The organism is Streptomyces sp. NPDC104096 (genome assembly GCF_055584385.1).
Genome location: NZ_JBVJMD010000006.1, coordinates 257,320 through 275,485 on the forward strand (window position 1 = coordinate 257,320; position 18,166 = coordinate 275,485).

At 70.2% G+C, this 18,166-nt stretch carries 18 protein-coding genes and 1 pseudogene; 13 read left to right on the forward strand and 6 right to left on the reverse strand.

The genetic code is table 11. The annotated features are described in order from the left end of the window. Positions 1-99: 99 nt before the first annotated feature. A pseudogene (locus ACZ60B_RS10115) lies at positions 100-258 on the forward strand (IS701 family transposase); the annotation flags it as partial. A 97-nt stretch (positions 259-355) separates the two neighbouring features. Here ACZ60B_RS10115 and ACZ60B_RS10120 read toward each other — a convergent pair. After that, a complete protein-coding gene (locus ACZ60B_RS10120) occupies positions 356-769 on the reverse strand; it encodes a DUF6086 family protein (RefSeq protein WP_469385535.1) in 414 nt (137 codons plus the stop codon). Positions 770-947: 178 nt separating this feature from the next. Beyond that, positions 948-1,493 (reverse strand): GNAT family N-acetyltransferase, encoded by a 546-nt coding sequence (locus tag ACZ60B_RS10125; protein WP_469385536.1) that lies wholly within the window; start codon positions 1,491-1,493, stop codon positions 948-950. Positions 1,494-2,329: 836 nt separating this feature from the next. Here ACZ60B_RS10125 and ACZ60B_RS10130 point away from each other — a divergent pair. The 5 genes from ACZ60B_RS10130 (at position 2,330) to ACZ60B_RS10150 (ending at position 6,468) form a co-directional block, all read left to right on the forward strand. Continuing rightward, positions 2,330-2,938 carry a superoxide dismutase gene (locus ACZ60B_RS10130; protein WP_469385537.1) on the forward strand — a complete coding sequence of 203 codons (609 nt, stop codon included), beginning with the start codon at positions 2,330-2,332 and terminating at the stop codon, positions 2,936-2,938. Between the two features lie 430 nt (positions 2,939-3,368). Further along, entirely contained in the window at positions 3,369-4,112 is a 744-nt protein-coding gene (locus ACZ60B_RS10135) for a GNAT family N-acetyltransferase (protein WP_469385561.1), read from the forward strand. A gap of 177 nt (positions 4,113-4,289) precedes the next feature. Further along, positions 4,290-4,493: a hypothetical protein gene (locus ACZ60B_RS10140; protein ID WP_469385538.1), complete on the forward strand. Its 204-nt coding sequence runs from the start codon at positions 4,290-4,292 to the stop codon at positions 4,491-4,493. Positions 4,494-4,615: 122 nt separating this feature from the next. After that, positions 4,616-5,275 carry an alpha/beta fold hydrolase gene (locus ACZ60B_RS10145; RefSeq protein WP_469385539.1) on the forward strand — a complete coding sequence of 220 codons (660 nt, stop codon included), beginning with the start codon at positions 4,616-4,618 and terminating at the stop codon, positions 5,273-5,275. A 413-nt stretch (positions 5,276-5,688) separates the two neighbouring features. Then, complete coding sequence (locus ACZ60B_RS10150) at positions 5,689-6,468, forward strand: hypothetical protein (RefSeq protein ID WP_469385540.1); 780 nt, start codon at positions 5,689-5,691, stop codon at positions 6,466-6,468. A gap of 243 nt (positions 6,469-6,711) precedes the next feature. On the opposite strand, the gene ACZ60B_RS10155 is transcribed toward ACZ60B_RS10150, so the two are convergent. After that, on the reverse strand, positions 6,712-7,380 hold the full coding sequence (locus ACZ60B_RS10155) for a response regulator (protein ID WP_469385541.1): 669 nt from the start codon (positions 7,378-7,380) through the stop codon (positions 6,712-6,714). A gap of 188 nt (positions 7,381-7,568) precedes the next feature. Here ACZ60B_RS10155 and ACZ60B_RS10160 point away from each other — a divergent pair, with 188 nt between their 5' ends. From ACZ60B_RS10160 to ACZ60B_RS10175, 4 genes are all read left to right on the forward strand, one after another. Then, positions 7,569-8,810, forward strand: coding sequence for a DUF418 domain-containing protein (locus tag ACZ60B_RS10160; RefSeq protein WP_469385542.1), 1,242 nt, complete (start codon positions 7,569-7,571; stop codon positions 8,808-8,810). A 331-nt stretch (positions 8,811-9,141) separates the two neighbouring features. Then, the gene (locus ACZ60B_RS10165; RefSeq protein ID WP_469385543.1) at positions 9,142-9,564 is read left to right on the forward strand and encodes a DUF6153 family protein; all 423 of its coding nucleotides are present in this window, start codon (positions 9,142-9,144) and stop codon (positions 9,562-9,564) included. Positions 9,565-9,667: 103 nt separating this feature from the next. Further along, positions 9,668-10,339 carry a DUF305 domain-containing protein gene (locus ACZ60B_RS10170; protein WP_469385544.1) on the forward strand — a complete coding sequence of 224 codons (672 nt, stop codon included), beginning with the start codon at positions 9,668-9,670 and terminating at the stop codon, positions 10,337-10,339. Positions 10,340-10,512: 173 nt separating this feature from the next. Next, a complete protein-coding gene (locus tag ACZ60B_RS10175) occupies positions 10,513-11,010 on the forward strand; it encodes a DUF4396 domain-containing protein (RefSeq protein ID WP_469385545.1) in 498 nt (165 codons plus the stop codon). A 166-nt stretch (positions 11,011-11,176) separates the two neighbouring features. On the opposite strand, the gene ACZ60B_RS10180 is transcribed toward ACZ60B_RS10175, so the two are convergent. Both ACZ60B_RS10180 and ACZ60B_RS10185 read right to left on the reverse strand, forming a co-directional pair. Further along, positions 11,177-11,839, reverse strand: coding sequence for a DUF2218 domain-containing protein (locus ACZ60B_RS10180; protein WP_469385546.1), 663 nt, complete (start codon positions 11,837-11,839; stop codon positions 11,177-11,179). A 31-nt stretch (positions 11,840-11,870) separates the two neighbouring features. Beyond that, on the reverse strand, positions 11,871-12,032 hold the full coding sequence (locus ACZ60B_RS10185) for a hypothetical protein (RefSeq protein ID WP_469385547.1): 162 nt from the start codon (positions 12,030-12,032) through the stop codon (positions 11,871-11,873). Positions 12,033-12,137: 105 nt separating this feature from the next. Here ACZ60B_RS10185 and ACZ60B_RS10190 point away from each other — a divergent pair, with 105 nt between their 5' ends. Next, complete coding sequence (locus tag ACZ60B_RS10190; protein ID WP_469385548.1) at positions 12,138-12,737, forward strand: TetR/AcrR family transcriptional regulator; 600 nt, start codon at positions 12,138-12,140, stop codon at positions 12,735-12,737. A gap of 103 nt (positions 12,738-12,840) precedes the next feature. Here the strand turns inward: ACZ60B_RS10190 and ACZ60B_RS10195 are convergent, their stop codons facing one another. Continuing rightward, positions 12,841-15,651 (reverse strand): heavy metal translocating P-type ATPase, encoded by a 2,811-nt coding sequence (locus tag ACZ60B_RS10195; RefSeq protein WP_469385549.1) that lies wholly within the window; start codon positions 15,649-15,651, stop codon positions 12,841-12,843. A 146-nt stretch (positions 15,652-15,797) separates the two neighbouring features. Between ACZ60B_RS10195 and ACZ60B_RS10200 the strand changes: the two genes are divergently transcribed. After that, positions 15,798-16,496, forward strand: coding sequence for a TetR/AcrR family transcriptional regulator (locus ACZ60B_RS10200; RefSeq protein WP_469385550.1), 699 nt, complete (start codon positions 15,798-15,800; stop codon positions 16,494-16,496). 55 nt (positions 16,497-16,551) lie between these two features. Then, complete coding sequence (locus ACZ60B_RS10205; protein ID WP_469385551.1) at positions 16,552-18,075, forward strand: FAD-dependent monooxygenase; 1,524 nt, start codon at positions 16,552-16,554, stop codon at positions 18,073-18,075. The last annotated feature ends 91 nt before the right edge of the window (positions 18,076-18,166 follow it).

Sequence of the window (18,166 nt, forward strand, 5' to 3'; positions counted from 1 at the left end):
GCCGGATCCGTGCCCCGCAGGAAAACGTCGCAGGAGGCCGTCTCAGCCCATGCTTGTCAGTGCCGTGGAGATCGAGACGGCTGAGCTGCCCGGACGACTCAGGTCCACCGAGACCCCGGCCGGCATCGCCACATGGCCCTGGCCATGGCCGCCCACGTCTGCCCGACTGTTCCACGAACCCTCCAACTCAACACGGATAAAGCAGAGACGGATCCGCCCAGCTCACCCACCTCAGTCCCACCAAGCACCGAAGCCTGATCACCCGCCTCACCGACTGCCGACTCCTCCGCAAGCGTGTCCCGCCCTGCACGTAGGACCACGTTCCCGAGGCACCAGAGGTGCCGGCAGATGAAGCTCAGGGCGCCATGTGCCGGACGAGCTCCCGTGACTTCTGCTGCAGTGCGGTTGTCCATTCCGTCGCACGGAGATCCGAAGCCGTCTTGAGACAGTGGCTCTCGGCGCGCTTGGCCGCCTGCCGGCTCACCTCGATGTTCGCTGTCTCAGCCAAGGCCAGCACCGTGGCAACGAACCCTTCGGACAGGGTGGTTATGACGGCGTGCCTGGTTTGGCTGTGCCAGGCGAGCAGGGCATCGACGAACGCCGCGAACGCGATGGGGTCGATCTGACACTCATCAGCCTCCATGGGGCCGATGCCGGATGGCAGCCCCACTTCGGCCTGAAAGACGGTGACCTGGCTCATGAACAGCCGCGACGCCCCGCTGGACGGGTTCCACAGGGTCTGATCGCCCAAGTCGTAGTACTGGCTCACGTCAGCCTCTCGCTGCTGGTCATTGGAGATCGACATTACGGTCACTCAGCCCTCCACGGAAAGCGAGCCAGAACCTCCCCAGGGACGGCGCTTCTCGATGAGTCTCGACGGCAGTTGCCGATCAACGTGGCTTGAGATGTTCAGGCGAAAGACGGCGATACCGCGACCGGGAACGGCCCTACGTCTGTGTCGAGCCGCATTCGGCGGCCGATGGGGCCTCCCGGGTCATGGGAAGGGTCGGCAGCCTGCCTCGCCAGAGGTAACGCTCGCCCGTGATCTCAAAGCCGTGGCGTTGGTAGAAGCGGATCGCGCGTTCGTTGTAGTCGACGACCCCCAGGCGGATGCGTGCAGGTCCGGCCCATGCGAGGAACTCGGTCATCATCTGGCCACCGAGTCCGTGTCCTTGGGCATGGTCCAGCAAATACATCGGCCCGAGGGTGACCGATCCTGATTCTTCCCAGTGGCCGCAGAGATAGCCGACGATCTCCGTCTCGGACCGGACGACACGGCAGAAGTGCGGGGCAGAGTGCTGGTTCGCCACCTCGATGAACTCTCGCCACTGCGTGACGCCTTCCGCAGTGGCGGACGAACCGCGGTGCTCACGGATCCAGGACTCATCGATCCCCGCATCTGCGCTGGGGTAGTTCTGCAGCCAGTTGCGCAGGTGCAAAGGCCCCAACGCCGTGGCGTCTTCAGGGTGAGCGGCGGTGATCACGTAGGTCATGCCAGACCATACTGGTGCCCTGGCAAAGTCACCGCGCAACCGCCCCCGGGAGACTCCCCCAGCCCGGGCGGACTCCTCAGTGCACCGGTCGCGCCTGGCGCTCGGCGAATCCGATGACGTCCATGACGGGACGACGGCTCAACTCTTCGACAAGGCGCTGACACCTCGCCTCGCCGGCCTCGCCGTTCAAGATGTCCATCAGGAGCCGGAAGTCAGCCGGCAGACGACGGCACGGTAGCCGTCGCGGGCACCGAGGTGGCGGCCCGCGGAAGGCCTATCCACCGGTGTCCGCAGTGCGGCCGCCGACCGCCCTTCCGGTTCGTCCTCGCGGCCCTGTCCCCGGTGACGCGTGACGGTATGGGCCCCGGATCGTTAACCGTGCACCCCCGAGCCGGGCCCCGGGGGTTCCCACCGCCCCCGGAGCCCGGCATTTCGCCCAGCGCCCATGGCTGGGCTTGCGGCCGGTCACGTGACCGCGGCCGGGCCCAGGACGCGGCCGATGTTCCGTTGCGGCGCTTGAAAAACGCTGGCATTCGGCCCGGGGCCTGCCCGGACGGGTCTGTGCAGCAGTCATCGACCGGCTCACCTTCAACGCCTCTCACCGAAACCGGCACAGAGTCCTACCGGCCGGCCCGCACCGGCGCAGGCAGGGCCAGCCCGATGACAAAGGCGCCCCACTCGGTGCGTGGCAGCCGGGTAGAGCCGTCCGACTGGTGCGACCCCCTCGTCAGGGTGGCGGCCGGCATCCATCTCACAGCCGTCACGCCGCGGCGGAGCCGGCCGGAACCGGCAGGGTGCCCCAGGACGATCACTCACCCGGAAAGGGGACGTGCCTGATGGGCACCTACGCGCTTCCCGACCTGCCCTACGACTACGCCGCACTGGAGCCGGCCATCACCGGGCAGATCCTGGAACTGCACCACGCCAAGCACCACGCCGCCTACGTCGAGGCAGCCAACGACACCCTCGAACAGCTCGCCGAGATCCGCGACAAGGACCAGATCACCCCGGCCTCACTGGTCGGGCTGGAGAAGACGTTCGCCTTCAACCTCTCCGGCCACGTCCTGCACTCGATCTTCTGGCAGAACCTCTCCCCCGACGGCGGCGACCGACCCGACGGCACCCTCGCCGACGCCATCGACGAACACCTCGGCGGCTTCGAGCAGTTCAAGAAGCAGCTGACCGTCGCGACCGCGTCCGTCCAGGGCTCCGGCTGGGGCGTGGTCGCCCGGGAACCGCTCGGCAAGCGCCTGATCGTCGAACAGGTCTACGACCACCACGGCAACGTCGGCCAGGGCAGCACCCCGCTGCTGGTCTTCGACGCCTGGGAGCACGCCTACTACCTGCAGTACAAGAACGTCCGCCCCGACTACGTCGACAGGCTCTGGGACCTGGTCGACCGGGAAGACGTCACCATCCGGTTCACCAAGGCGTCCGGCACCTGACCGACGCACGAACCGCCACCGGCCGGGAAGTCCCAGCGACTCCTGGCCCCACCCGCGTCGCTGTTCACCGGGCAACGACCGGCGATCTTCACGCGACATGGATGCACATTCCAGACAGTTATCACCTGCGCCGGGGGGCGTTTTGCCTTTCATGAACACGGCCGAGGCCATGCGAGCCTGGATCCACGGCTGGACCGTCTCGCGAGGCACGGCCGACCCCGTCCCCACTCCCTGGGGCTTCACCGTTGACGTGGGCCTCCCCGGGCACGTCGTGCGACACGTACTGTCAGCCACCGATGAAACAGCCGTCCGCACGATCACCGAGAACACGACAGCACCCGGCGTATGGCTGAAAACACCCGCACCACCGGAAATGCTCGAACCCTGGCTAGGGCCCGGCTGGTCCCTGGCCGGCGGACCCGGCTTCCTGATGACCGCTCCACCAGGCACCGCCCATACCGAGGCCCCACCGGCGACCCCCGATGGCCACCGACTGGACACCTGGACCCGGGCCGACGTCGCCCGCGCCCTGATCCGAACCACCGACGGCGCTTTCGCCGCGCGCGGCCAAGTCGCCGTCACCGGCACCACCTTCGTCGTCGACCAGGTCGAGACCGACCCCGCTCATCAACGCCGCGGTCTGGGAAAGCTGGTGATGCTCACGCTCGCCCACATCGCAGCCGGACAAGGAGCCACGGCAGGCGTGCTGGTCGCGACCCCGCAGGGCCGGGCCCTCTACGAGACGGCAGGATGGCACGTGCTGGCCCCGCTGACCGGCGCTGTGCGAAACGGACGGGGTACCGAACTCATCGACGACGTCCGTCCACACGCGGTCCTTTCCCGCCCACTGGCGGACCGCGCCCTGCAGCACTGCGTATTCGTCACGGTCCAGTACGCGGTCCGGCTTGAGCCAGCCGCGGCAGTGCGCGAACTCCGCATACACCGAGGCAATGCCGTGCTCGTAGTAGCGCTCCGGGATCAGCTCGCGGAACACGCCCGCGACGCCGATGTTGGACCATGCGCCACGCTCCTCCCAGACCCGCTGCTGCTCGGTCAATGCCTCGGGCTGGCACTCCACGTACAGCAGGTGATGCATCAGCATGCGCAAGGCCAGCTCCGACTCCCTCCCGAACATTCCGGGACGTCGCAGGGCGCGATTCAACTGGTCAATTAGATATGCACGCACGTCGTCGTAGGCTGCGAGCGGGCTGGATGTAGGCACCCCACAGTCTCCCGCAGACGCCGCCAGAGCACAGCCCCATCTCTCCCAGTGCAGAAGGCGCAGCGCGGCCGAGACCTTCCCCAGGGTCCCGGCGAGGCCGTTCCACCAGAAGTCCGGCACCGCAGGTTCGTGCTGGAGGATCCGGTCGTCGGACAGGACGGGCTCAGCGACGCGCACCGACAGCTTCGCCCGGCAGGCAGTGCCGTCCTCGACGGCATCGTGGACGGCAAGCAGTGCGGGCCGGTGTCCCCAGGGTGTGCCCGGCCCAAATCCCAGGACTCCGGGCTCGACTCCACCTGGACGTCCAGGGCCGTCGCGGTGTGCGCGCGGTAGGCGCGCGTGAGCTTCTTCGAAGTCGAGCGTTCTGCTGTCGGCCAAGCCTGTCGCAACTGCGACGGCGCGGGCGACAGGATCATCACATGCAGCCGGTCTTCGTTCTTGTGCACAGTCCGTCCGTGGGTCCCTCGACCTGGCGCCCCGTGGCCGAACATCTGACGGCGGCGGGATACCAGGTACAGGTGCCGTCGCTGCTGCACATCGGCGCCGGTCCTCCGCCGTTCTGGCCCCGCATCGTCAGCGCCGTTCGTGACGGCCTCCGGCAGATCCCCGCCGGCAGCCCCGTCACGCTGGTCGCACACAGCAACGCAGGCCTGTTCCTCCCCGCGATCCGTTCGGGCCTCGGCCATCCGGTGACCAGCTCGATCTTCGTCGACGCCGCCCTGCCGGCCTTGATCGGACCGACCCCGGTCGCCTCACCCGAGTTGCTGGCGTTCCTCAGTCCGATGGCCGTGAACGGCCGTCTTCCACGCTGGACCGACTGGTGGGACGAGGCAGACGTCGCACCCATGTTCTCCGATCCGACGATGCGACAGACCGTCATCGAGGAGCAGCCCACTCTGCCGCTGTCCTACTACGAGCAGCACATCCCGGTCCCCGACGGCTGGGACGACCATCCCTGCTCCTACCTGCTGTTCGGCCCTCCCTACGACGACCTCGCCGCCGAGGCACACGAACGCGGCTGGCGTGTGGCACACCTGCCCGGCGCGCACCTCCACCAGATCATCGATCCTGCGGAAACGGCCCGGCACCTCGTCGGACTCGCGACCGCCACGTGACCCACCTCCGAAGCACCCCTACCACCACCGCGGACCACAGTCCTCCATCCGGCCAAGCCGTAAGCCGACGCCATGCCGCGCGAAGACGCGAACGCGCCGCGCCAGTACACCGCGCCCCAGATCCACCAACGCCCGGCTCTGGCGTACGACTTCGCCTCGGCGTCCTACTCCACGATCTGCGACCACGCTGTCGGCCAGACGCCTGCAGATCGACGCCGAGGTGCCGAAGGAACGTCGGCATCGGACGGGAACGGTCCCGCAGGTCCACCTCCCCCGCGAGGTGTCCGGCCGTCGGGATGTGCCCGTCAGGCCCTTGACCGGGTGCCGCTTCGACGGAGGACGGGGAAGAGAGCGGGTCTGCGTGGTGAAGTGTGGGCCTCTGACAACTCCGACAGCGGGGAGCGTTTCTTCCGATGACCGCACAGCCCGTACGCCCTGAGCACAGTGGCCCCGAGACCGCCTCGGTCATGGATGTCCCGCCGTTCAGGCCTTCTCTCGTCAAAGCGGTGTTCAGGGACGTGACCCCGATGCACGTCTCTCGGTCGGCCGCGTGGGCCGCCGCGTCGGTGACGCGGACAGTGCTGACGGAGATCATCGACGGCGCGAGGAGAGCGGCGGCGGAGGAGGCCCGCAAGAAGCTGATTCCCCGGGACCTCGTCTCGGCCATCGACCGGAACGTCGAGATCGAGGTGGGGTGCCAGTGGTACCTCCACAGCCCGACGTTTCATGGCCTGACCGGTGACCTGTACGACGCCGAGGGTGTCATCGTGCCTGTTCGGGAGCGCAGAGGGTCGCGCAGACCGAGTGCTGTGGTCGGCGCCCACAGGTTCGAGGCCGGGGTCAGGAAGTTGCTGCGGAGCCAGGGGGCTACGGCCGTCCCGGCGATGGTCCGCGACCTGGACGGAATCGCGAGCGTGTTCCTGACGGACCTCGCCCGGGACGCGGCCATGGTCGTCCGCGAGGAGGGGGCCCGGCGTTTCGGTACCGTCAGTCCGGTGATGTCGGGCGAACCGGGCCCACCCTCGTTCCTCGAGGATTCCCCCCGGGCCCCGTCCGCCCGCAGGAAGGCCGGGCGGACCATCGGCAGGGACGACATCCTGGCCGCCACCAGGATTCAGTTGTCCGGCGGCGGCCTCGGGCAGCGAGCCCTCACCGAAGCGCGCGGGGCGGCACAGAACACTTCGGCCGGCTGAGCGGGTGCGACCGACATCGCCGCCTCACCCTCATCTGCTACCGCAGACTCGCCAAATGAGATGGCCGCAAAGGGCGAAAGCCGGCTGTGGCTGGTGACGGCGCAGGGTGAAGGCCGGGGTGGCGAGCGAGCAGACCTGAGGCGAGCGCGGGCCGGTTGTCGTCGTCTGCGTTGGCCCACAGGTCCAGCAGTGCTGCGGCAACCAGCGGCAGGTCCGGTGACAGGGCAGTCGGGTGCCGTGGGTTCACCGGGCTGCTCCGTCATCGGCGGGGCCGAGCAGTCCCGCACGCTCGGCCAGCAGTACGGCCTGGACGCGGTTGTCGACCTCCAGCTTTTCGAACACGGCGCTGACGTGGCCCTTGATCGTTCCGGTGCTCAGGTGGAGCCGGTCACCGATGTCCACGTTGGAGAGCCCCTCGGCCATCAGGGCGAGGACCCCGCGCTCACGCCCGCTCAGCCGGGCGACAAGACGGATGGCGTAGGGTTCGCGGACGCTGCGGCCGAGGTAGGCGTCCACCACGGTACGGGTGACCTGTGCGGAAAGCACGGTTCCGCCCTCGGACAAAGTGCGGATCAGGTGGGGCAGTTGCCGGGGATCGGTGTCCTTGAGGAGGAAACCGGCGGCGCCCGACCGCAGCGCGGCATCGACGTATTCGTCGGTGTCGAACGTCGTCAGCATGGCCACCACCGGAGGATCCGGCATACGGCGCAGCTCGGCCAGGACGGTCAGCCCGTCCACGTCGGGCATCCGGATGTCGAGAAGGACGATGTCAGGACGTAACTCCCGCACGGTCCGGACGGCTTGGCCGCCCGGAACAGCCGCCACCGCTCGGATGCCGTCCGAGACGTTGAGGATGTGGGTGAAGCCCGTACGGACGAGGGCTTCGTCGTCGACCACCACTACTCGGATCACATGCGCTCCGCTCTTCGCCTTGAACTGGGTATCGCGCCGACCGGGACGCATCTGCGCAGTGCGGTCCGGATCCGGCTGACCGTCGACCTGGACCGGCCGGCAGGCCGGTTCGGTTCCGGCCCGTCGGCCGGTGGGCTTCGGACGGCCGCCGGATGGGCCGCGCCGCGCTGTCCGCAGACCCTGAAGGCATGACACACAAAACAACTCCGGCAGTGCCGCAAGCGGTACTGCCGGGGTCGGCGTCCTGCGCCCCGACAGCCGGACGGCTGGTCGGCATCGACCTGGCCCGCGGTCTCGCGGTCCTCGGCATGTACTCCGCCCATGTCGGCCCCGACGTCGCGGTCGGCGGTCCCGTCGGCTTCCTGCTGGAGTCCGCTCGTGGCCGCTCCTCCGCCCTGTTCGCGATGCTGGCCGGGTTCTCCCTGGTCATCATCACCGGCCGCCCACAGCCCCAACCCGGCCGCGCGGGACGGCAGGCCGTGGCCAGGATCGTGATCCGCGCCGTCGTACTCATGGCGCTCGGATACGCACTGACCGCCCTGGACACCCAGGTCGACGTGATTCTCAGCTTCTACGGCCTGCTCTTCCTGGCCGTTCTCCCGCTCTACAGGTTACGTGCCGCGACGCTCGCGCTCATCGCTGCCGCCGGCGCACTCGCCCTGCCCCAACTCCTCTATGCCGCAAGGAAGTCGATCGAGGACGGGGCTTGGGCGGCCACCGTCGTCGCCCATGATCCCTTGGCTTGGACCAGTGGCACGGACGGCATCGTGGAACTGTTGTTCACCGGTGCCTACCCGGTGCTGACGTGGGCTCCCTTTCTGATCGCCGGAATGGCTGTGGCCCGTCTCGACCTGACCCGGCCCGGGATCCGGTCCCGGCTCGCCTGGACCGGCTGGGCGTTGGCCGTTCTCGGCTACGGCGGCTCCTGGCTGGCGCTGCGCCTCGTCCCGCACGCACTCACCACCGTCGCCGCGGCCACGAACGGCGGTGCGGCGTCGTCGGCCTGGTGGTCCGACACGGTCGGTGAGCCCGAGGGCGACACGCCGCTCGCCTGGCTTCTGGTGGCCGCCCCGCACAGCCAGACCACCTTCTCCGTCCTCGGCAACACGGGCGTCGCCCTCGTGGTGGTGGCCGGCTGTCTGACGGTCGCGGACCGGATGCCCCGACTCTCCCGGCTGGCGACCCCCGTCTCCGCCGTCGGCATGACTGCCCTGACCGCCTACGTCGCTCACGTCGTCGCCCTGTGGCTCCTGACCGACGTCTGGTCCGTCCCCGCGGTCGAGGACGAGAGCATGTCCGCGCTGCCGGTGCTGCTGGCCTTCATCGCAGCCGCACTGCTGACGGCAAGCGTATGGACCCGTCACTTCCGGCGCGGACCACTGGAACACCTGCTCCACACCGTCACCCTGCCCGCGCGGCGCATCAAGTAGCCATCGGCGGCGGCCGCGGCGCCATACGGCCGTGGGCATCGCCGCAAGCCTGCGCTTTGCCGGACGGCGGGAGACACCAACAGCGGCGAGAACGGCAGCTCGCCGTGCTTGAACGACACAGACAGCGGTTGTCCGACGACGTCGAGGGGGTCGACGGAGAACGGGCCCAAGCCGCCGTCGTACGCATGCGCGGCAGGCGAGCGGAACCGCAACGTCGCTGACGCCACCCCGACGAGGAGCGCGTCCGCCGGTGGGAGAAGGGCGATGTGGGATGCGGCACTTGGAGCAGTGTTCGGCTGCCGGTCCGGAGGAAGCCTCATACGATGAACCCATGATCTCCAGCGCTCGCACCGGTTCCGGGGCGAGTTCTGTGCGCTGGATGTGGCTGGTCCTGGCCTTGGTGGCGGGGGTGCTGGGCATGCATGCCCTGTCCCCTGCCGGCATGCCGGCCGCGGGCCGGCACGACATGATGGTGTCGGCGGAATCGCCCGGGCACCACCCCGCGCCGGTCCACGTTGCCGGTGACGACTGCCGGCATCTGTCCGATGCCGACGACAGCGGCATGGCCATGGACCACGCCGGCGGGACCTGCGCGGCAGGCGGTACGTCCACGGCTTATGTCCCGCCCGCTCTGACGCCCGGTCTGACCGCTCGTGTCGAACCTGCGGCATTCGTCGGCGGGCGCCGGACCCCTGGGTCGGTTGACGGCCGCGCACCACCCGATCTTTCCGAGTTGCAGCTCCTGCGGATCTAGAGGCTCCCGCACGCCCCCCTCCTGACGGGGTGGCGCGCTCCGGCCTGCATGCATCCGTTTCTCCCGCGCGTGGGCGCGGGCACTTCAAGGAGTTGTACCTCTCATGGCACCTCGCCGTTCCCTCCTCCGCCGGACCGTGGCCCTGGCAGCCGCCGCCACCGCAGTGGTGGTGCTGGCCGCCTGCGGCAACAGCGATTCCTCCTCTTCCTCGTCGTCGGGGCGGACGGGCCACGACATGGGGGCGATGTCCACCGCCAGCCCCTCGGGCACCGGCGCTGCCGCGCAGAACAGCCACAACGCGCAGGACGTGTCGTTCGCCCAGGGGATGATCCCGCACCACCGGCAGGCCGTGGCCATGGCCGACCTGGCCGCTTCGCGGGCGAAGTCCCAGCAGGTGAAGGACCTGGCCACGAAGATCGAGCAAGCACAGGATCCGGAGATCAACACGATGTCCGGCTGGCTGAAGGCCTGGGACGCGAAGGTCCCGGACGCCGACATGTCCGGCATGGAGAGCATGCCGGGCATGGACCACTCCGACTCGTCGATGCCCGGCATGATGTCGGACGACGACATGGACGAGCTGAAGGGCCTGTCCGGTGACGCCTTCGACAAGGCGTTCCTGCAGATGATGACCAGCCACCACGAAGGCGCGATCGAGATGGCGAAGACCGAACAGGCCAAGGGCGCCTACGGTCCCGCCACGGCGATGGCGAAGTCGATCGTCACCTCGCAGTCGTCCGAGATCACCGACATGGGCAAGATGCTCGGCAAGTAACCGAACATTCGGCCTTGCCGGGCCCGGGGCGGCTGCCACCCAGCCGCCCCGGGCCCACAGGCTCGTCCCCGAGCCCAAAACATTTCCCTGGATCTGTCCCGCTCGCACGGAAATACCCCAGGGGGGTATGCAGTTAAGGAGGGTGACACGATCCGGCAAAGGGGAGGCCGACGATGGACCACACCGCACACCACCAGCACCATGACCACTACGACGGCCATGATCACCATGGCTCCGGCACGTCCTGGCGCACCGCCGCCCAGGCGACGCTGCACTGCCTGACGGGATGCGCCATCGGTGAAGTCCTCGGCATGGTCATCGGTACCGCCGCAGGCCTGCACAACGCGACCACGGTCGCCCTGTCCATCGCGCTCGCCTTCGTCTTCGGTTACGCGCTGACCATGCGTGGTGTGCTGCGCGCCGGGCTGCCGGTCCGCCAGGCGCTCAGGGTCGCGCTGGCGGCGGACACCGTGTCCATCGCCGTCATGGAGGTGATCGACAACACGGTCGTCGTGGCCGTGCCCGGCGCGATGGACGCGGGCCTGGACCAGTTCCTCTTCTGGGCGGCGCTCGCGCTCTCCCTGGCTCTGGCCTTCGTGCTCACCACGCCGGTCAACCGATGGATGATCGGCCGCGGCAAGGGGCATGCCGTCGTGCACGCCTTCCACTGACGGCACCGTCTCCCGCCCGACCCGGACCTCACGCTCCGGATCGGGCGGGAGACGGCTGCGGAGACAGCGGGGTCTGTCGCCGTGCAGTACGGCAGGCGTCCGCATCGCCCGCTCGACGCAGCCCCGCTCGATTCCGCCGGACCGAGCGCCCCGTCGTGCACAGCGTTCAGCCCGTGGCGTCGGCCCGCTCTCGATGTTTCGTGCGGTGCCGGAACACGATGCCTCGGCGCAGCGCGGACCGCCCGAGCAAGAGGTGGCCGCCCAGGAACACCAGCTTCACCAGGACGAGGACCAGTACGGCGTCGACCGCCCGGCCCGTCCACTTCGCGTCGGCCGGCACCGCGCCGCCGATCCCCAGGTGCACCGCGACGATCACTGTCCCGCCTGCCGCCAAGCCCAGGGCCGCTCCCCGCCTGCGGCGGGCCACGCCGGCGCCGTCGGTGTCGCCCTCCGGGCCGTACTCCGCCTGCGACAAGGCGTCGGGCCCGTCTCGCCGCCAGTGCACCCGCAGTCCGTCCCGCCGGCCGATCTTGTCGATCCGCGCGGCGATCGCGTGCTGGAGACGCCGCAGCGCCTCCTCGTCGTCGGCGTCGACGCGCAGAGTGAGCGCGTCCGCGCCGGCGTCCAGGTGCCACAGGCCGTCGGCGAAACGGACGGTGCCGTGGGTGTCGGTGAACTCGACGTGCCGCACCTCGGGCTGCGTCCTGCCCTCACCGTGAGCGCCGGGCGGGCGGTGGCTCATGCGGGGCATGCGGCGCAGATGGCGGCAGAGTTGGACGAGGTAGCGGCTCGCGCGGTCGGTCACGAGGCGGGCTTCCGCGGTCGGCATGACCGCTCCTTTCTCAGGTACGGGCCCTGCGTCACAGGCGGATCAGGCCGGTTCGCCGGCCGCGGAGCCTGTCGGCCGGAGCAGGCAGGGCACTGCCGACCGTCACGGCGTCGACGGCATGGATCGCCCAGCCGTCCGCGAACGCGGCGCGGTTCTCGTCAGGGGTCACCCCGACGGGTGGCGCGTGGGGCATCGGAGCCTTCCTTCCTCGCCCGGATCGACTCATTCAGATTTATCGATACACTTTGTCTCTGTCAAGGCAGAGTGTCACGGCCTCGTCGTTGCGTATCCTCGAGCTATGCCGAAGCTCTGGGACGAGACGATGGAGGCGCATCGCCGCGCCGTGCAGGACGCCGTCATGGAGACGACCGTCACGCTCGTGGGTGAGCACGGTCTGACGTCGGTGACGATGTCGCAGATCGCGAAAGAGGCCGGGATCGGGCGGGCGACGCTGTACAAGTACTTCCCGGACGTCCAGTCGATCCTGATCGTCTGGCACCAGCGTCACGTCGCGGCCCACCTGGGCCGGCTCTCCCAGGCCCGGGACCATGCGGGCGGACCCGTGGCCCGGCTCGAAGGAGTGCTGCGCGGGTACGCCCACATCACGTACACGCGGCGCCGGGACGGAGAGGTCGCCGCCTTCGTCCACCGGGACCGGCACGTCATCGAGGCCCAGCGGCAACTGCACGATCTGGTGCGCGAGGTCATCGCCGAAGCCGGCAAGGCGGGCGCGGTGCGCGACGACGTCCCCCCGGGCGAGCTGGCCGACTACTGCCTGCACGCGCTGTCCGCCGCAGGGGGGCTGTCAACGGAGGCAGCCGTGCACCGGCTCGTCGACGTCACCCTCTCCGGGCTCCGGCCGCCGCACGGAGGAGGCCGAACCGCAAGCCGTCACTGACAGCCGGCCAGCCTTTGGACGGCGCCCCCGGCCCCGGCCGGTGCCGGGTGTCCGGCCTTCGGTCTCGTTCAGGCGGGCCGGGTGACCGGCCTTGTGGTGAGCGTCATCGATGATCGCCTCCCTCGCGCGTGCCACCAGTGGTGGGTGCGCCGTAGCGGCCGGGGGCGGCGTCGAAGGCGGCGGCGCAGTGGGCAGAGCAGAAGTGGAAGGTGCCGTGCTCGGTCTGCCGGTGTTGCGCGGATGCCGCCTTGTGCACGGGCATGCCGCACACCGGGTCCGTGACCATGCCGTCGTCGTCGCTCCGAGAAGCCGCGCGGTGCTCGGAGCCCGCCGGGGCGGTCGTGCTGCCGGCAGCCGGGGCGCGGTCGGCGGCGGACTCGACACGGGGCTGGACGCGGGCGGGCTGGATGTCGGGCAGCGGCCGGGTGTGCCAGCGGCGCAGCCGGGAGGAGTTGGTGACGACCGACAGGGAGCTGAGCGCCATGGCTGCCGCGGCGATGATCGGGCTGAGCCGGATGCCCCACAGCGGATACAGGGCGCCGGCGGCGAGGGGGATGCCGACGGCGTTGTAGATCAGGGCGCAGAACAGGTTCTGCCGGATGTTGCGCATCGTGGCCCTCGAGAGCCGGATCGCGGTGACGACCCCGCCGAGCGAGCCGGAGATCAGGGTGATGTCGGCGGCTTCGATGGCGACGTCGGTGCCGGTGCCGATGGCCAGGCCGACGTCGGCGGCGGCCAGGGCGGGGGCGTCGTTGATGCCGTCGCCGACCATGCCGACGGTCCGGCCTTCGCTCTGCAGACGGCGGATCTCGTCGGCCTTGTGTCCGGGCAGCACCTCGGCCAGGACCCGGCTGATGCCGACCTGGGCGGCGATCGCGGCGGCGGTGCGGGCGTTGTCACCGGTGAGCATGACGACGTCGGCATCCATCTGATCCAGGGCCGCGATGGCGGCCGCGGAGTCCTCTTTGACCGTGTCGGCGACGGCGAGCACGCCGGCGGGCTGTCGGTCCACGGCGGCGAGGACGGGAGTCTTGCCCTGGGCCGACAGGTCGGCGGCGACGGGGGCCAGGGCGGTGGTGTCGATGCCGACGTCGCCCAGCAGCCCGGCCGTGCCGACCAGGACGGCGTGCCCGGCGACGGTGGCCTGGACGCCCTTGCCGGTGACCGAGTCGAAGCCGGTCGTCGCGGAGGGGCTGAGACCGCGGTCGCGGGCACCGGTGACGACGGCCTGCGCGAGCGGATGCTCGCTGTCGGCCTCGGCTCCGGCGACCAGCTCCAGCAGCGCCGTCCCGTCGAATCCGCCGACCGGGTGGACGTCGGTCAGGACGGGCCTGCCCGCGGTCACGGTGCCGGTCTTGTCCAGCACGACGGTGTCCAGCTTGTGCGCCGTCTCCAGGGCCCCGGCCGAGCGGATCAGGATGCCGGCCCGGGCGCCCTTGCCGGTGCCGACCATCACCGACAGCGGGGTGGCCAGGCCCAGGGCGCACGGGCAGGCGATGATCAGCACGGCGACCGTGGAGACGAGTGCCAGGGTCAGCGCGGGTGAGGGGCCCAGGGTGAACCAGACGGCGAAGGTGCCGATCGCGACCGCGATCACTGCGGGTACGAAGTACGCGGACACCGCGTCGGCGAGCCGCTGGATGGGGGCCTTGGAGGCCTGGGCCTGCTGCACCAGGCGGATGATCTGCGCGAGCATGGTGTCGGCGCCTACCTTGGCGGCGCGCACCCGCAGGGACCCGGTGCCGTTGACGGTGGCGCCGATGGCCGTGTCCCCCGTGTGCTTGGTGACGGGCATCGGTTCGCCGGTGACCATGGACTCGTCGACCGCGGACGAGCCGGACAGGACCGCGGCGTCCACCGGGATCTTCTCGCCCGGCCGGATGACGAGCTCGTCTCCGACCACGACGTCCTCGATGGGGACCTCGCTCTCGGTTCCGTCCCGCACGACGCGTGCGGTGCGGGCCTGCAGGCCCAGCAGGGCGCGGATGGCCTCACCCGTGCCGGCCTTCGCCCGGGCCTCCAGCAACCGTCCGAGCAGGATCAGGGTCAGGATGACGCCGACGGCCTCGAAGTAGACCTCCCGCAGGTCCTGCGGCAGCAGTCCCGGAGCGAGGGTGACGAGGAGGCTGTAGCCGTAGGCCGCCGACGTGCCGAGAGTGATCAGGGAGTTCATGTCGGCGGCCCGGTGGCGCAGGGTCAGCCAGCCCGTCATGTGGATCGGCCACCCGGTGTAGAACATCACCGGCGTGATCAGCGCCAGTTGCACCCCGTGGTCGAGCAGCCGGCCGGGCACCCATGTGGCGCCGGACAGTTCGTGCGCCATCACCGCGAACAGCACCGGAGCGGTGAGCACGGCGCCCACCGCCACCCTGCGGGTGAGGTCCTTGATCTCCGCCTGCCGCTCGGCGGCGTCCGCGGCCTCCGACTCGGCCGCCGTGCGCTCCTCACCTGCCGACGGGCCGCCCGTGGCAGTGGGAAGAGCAGGTGGAGGTGCGGCAGTGGCGGCGTGCACGTCCGGCGTGGGCGCTGTCGAGTCGTCCTCGGGTTCGACCAGAAGCGTGCCGTGGATCATGTTCATCCCGCAGGCGAAGCCGAAGGAGCCCGGCCGGTCCGGGTTCAGCCGCACGGCGGTACGGGTGTGGGCGGGCAGACCCGCACCGACCTTCAGGTCGGGGAAGACCACGCGGGAGGTGCATTCGCCGGCTTCCTGCCGGTCGAAGACCAGTTCCACCGGCATGCCCTGGCGGACCTTGATCAGGTCGGGGCTGTAGCCGCCCCGCACCGTCACTTCCACTCGCTGCACCCCGCCTTCCAGGCGGGCGGCACCGGCACGGCGCGGGCCGAAGAAGTACCAGCCCATCGCGCCGATCAGCACGGCCGAGACCAGGACGACGACGATGTCGACGGCACCCATGGGCAGCTCGCCTCCTTTGCCGGTTTCCCCTCTCCAGCCTGCGCCCGATCCGCTCCTGCCGAGGCGGGGCGGATCGGCTCACTGCTCGGCATTTTGGTACGACGAACCAATTTGGAGCGCTGCACCAAACGTGGCACCATCGAGGTATGACGACGCGAGCGGGCCGGCCACAGCGGCGCAACCAGGTGCTCTCCCGGGAGCAGATCATCGACGCCGCGGTCGGGATGCTCGATGCGGGCGGCGAGAGCGCGCTGACCATCCGGGCGCTGACCGAACGGCTGTCCACCGGTTCCGGGGCGATCTACTACCACGTCGGCACCCGTGACGACCTGCTCGACCTGGCGACGGAAACCGTGATCGGCGCGGCGCTGGCGACCCGGCCCGCCGGGACCGCGGCCACGCCCGGGGACGAGATCCGTGTGGTCGCGCTGGCGTTGTTCGACGCGATCGCCGCACACCGGTGGCTCGCCACGCGGCTGACCCTGCAGATCGTCCGGAATCCGGTCGGCCCGGTGACGGTGGGGATCTTCGAGCGGATCGGCGGGCAGATGGACGCCCTGGGCGTGCCGCGGGCCTCGTGGTTCGACGCGGCCTCGACACTCGTGCACTACATCCTCGGGGCCGTCAGCCAGAACGCCCGCATCGAGGGGGACACCTCGGGGATCGACCCCACCGAGGATCGCGAGGAGTTCTTCGACGCGGCGTCGGCCGCCTGGCAGGAGCTCGACCCGCAGGCCTACCCGTTCATGCACGCCGTCGTCGGCCAGATGAGAGAGCACGACGACCGCGAGCAGTTCCTCACCGGCATCGCCGTCATCCTCGACGGCCTCGCCCAACTGCGCTGACCTGGCCGATCCGGCCCGGTGACCTTGTCGTTCGCTTCCCGGAGGGACACCTCTCATGCATGACGTCGTGATCGCGGGCGGCGGCCCGGTCGGCCTGTTCCTGGCCGGCGAGCTGGCCCTGTCCGGCTGCTCGGTTCTTGTCCTCGAGCGGGACCCGCAACCCACCTCGCCCCTGAAGGCGCTCCCGCTCGGGCTACGGGGTCTGAACGCCGGATCGGCCGAGACGTTATACCGCCGCGGCCTCCTGGAGACGATGGCGCAGGCTTCGGGAGTCGACCCGCAGAAGCTAGGCGCGGACCGGGAAGCGGTCGAGGCGCCCGGCCCCCGTGAGCTGAGCCATTTCGCGGGCATGACGCTCACCGCGGCCGACATCGACACAGCCGCCCTCCCGCCCCGGCTGCCCGGCCCGGCGATGGAGGGGTTCATGACGAGCCTGGAAGCGGCCGGCTCGGTACTGTGCGGGCGGGCCACCGCGCTCGGAGCCGAGGTCATCCGGAACGCCCCCGTCACAGCCGTCGCGCAGGCTGCCGGATCCGTCCTCGTCACGGCAGGCGGCCAGGAGTACCAGGGGCGCTGGCTGGTGGGCTGCGACGGCGGGCGCAGTGCCGTACGCGAGCTCGCCGGCTTCGAATTCGTGGGCACCGAGCCGCTGTTCACCGGCTACGTCGCCAAGGTCGCCTTCGCCGAGCCCGATCAGCTGCCGCTCGGGTTCAACCTGACCCCGAACGGCATGTATCTGCGTACGCCCTTCGAAGGACATCTGGGGATGATGGATTTCGACGGCGCCGCCTTCGACCGCTCCCGGCCGCTGACCCGCGAACACCTCCAGACGGTCCTGCGCCGCATCAGCGGCACCGACGTGACGCTGAACGAGGTCCATCTCGCCTCCAGCTTCACCGACCGCGCGATGCAGACGACGACGTACCGCGAGGGCCGGGTGCTGCTCGCCGGCGACGCGGCACACATCCACTCGCCCCTGGGCGGCCAGGGCCTCAACCTCGGCATCGGCGACGCCGTCAACCTCGGCTGGAAACTCGCCGCCACCGTGCGCGGCTGGGCGCCCGAGGGCCTGCTCGGCACCTACACCACCGAACGCCACCCCGTCGGCGCCGCCGTGCTCGACTGGTCCCGCGCCCAGGTCGCCACCATGAACCCGGGCCCCAACGCTCCCGCACTGCGCCGGCTCGTCCACGACCTGATGCGCACCACCGAAGGATCGACCCACGTGTACCGGCAGACGTCGGGGCTGTTCCACCGCTACGACCTGGGCAGCGAGCAGCCCTTCATCGGCTGCACCGCCCCGGACTTCCGCTTCCAGGACGGCACCCGGCTCGGCGAACTGCTGCGCCAAGGGCGGGCGGTGGTGCTCGACTTCAGCACCGACCGGGCGCTGCAGGCCGCGGCCAAGGGGTGGGCAGGCCGGATCCGCTACGCGGCCGGCCCGGCGCGCAACGACCTCGGGCTGGGTGCCGCGCTGATCCGGCCCGACGGCGTCGTGGCCTGGGCTAGCGGACCCACCCCGGACCGCGACGCGTTCGAGCAGGCGGCCACCCAGTGGTTCGGCGCGCCGCAGAACTAGGGCGTGTTTCGAAAGTAGCGTCGTCCGCCCGAAGGGCGGGCCCGGCGGCGTCTGGTGCGTGCGATCGCAAGGCGGAGGGTCGCCCCGATAC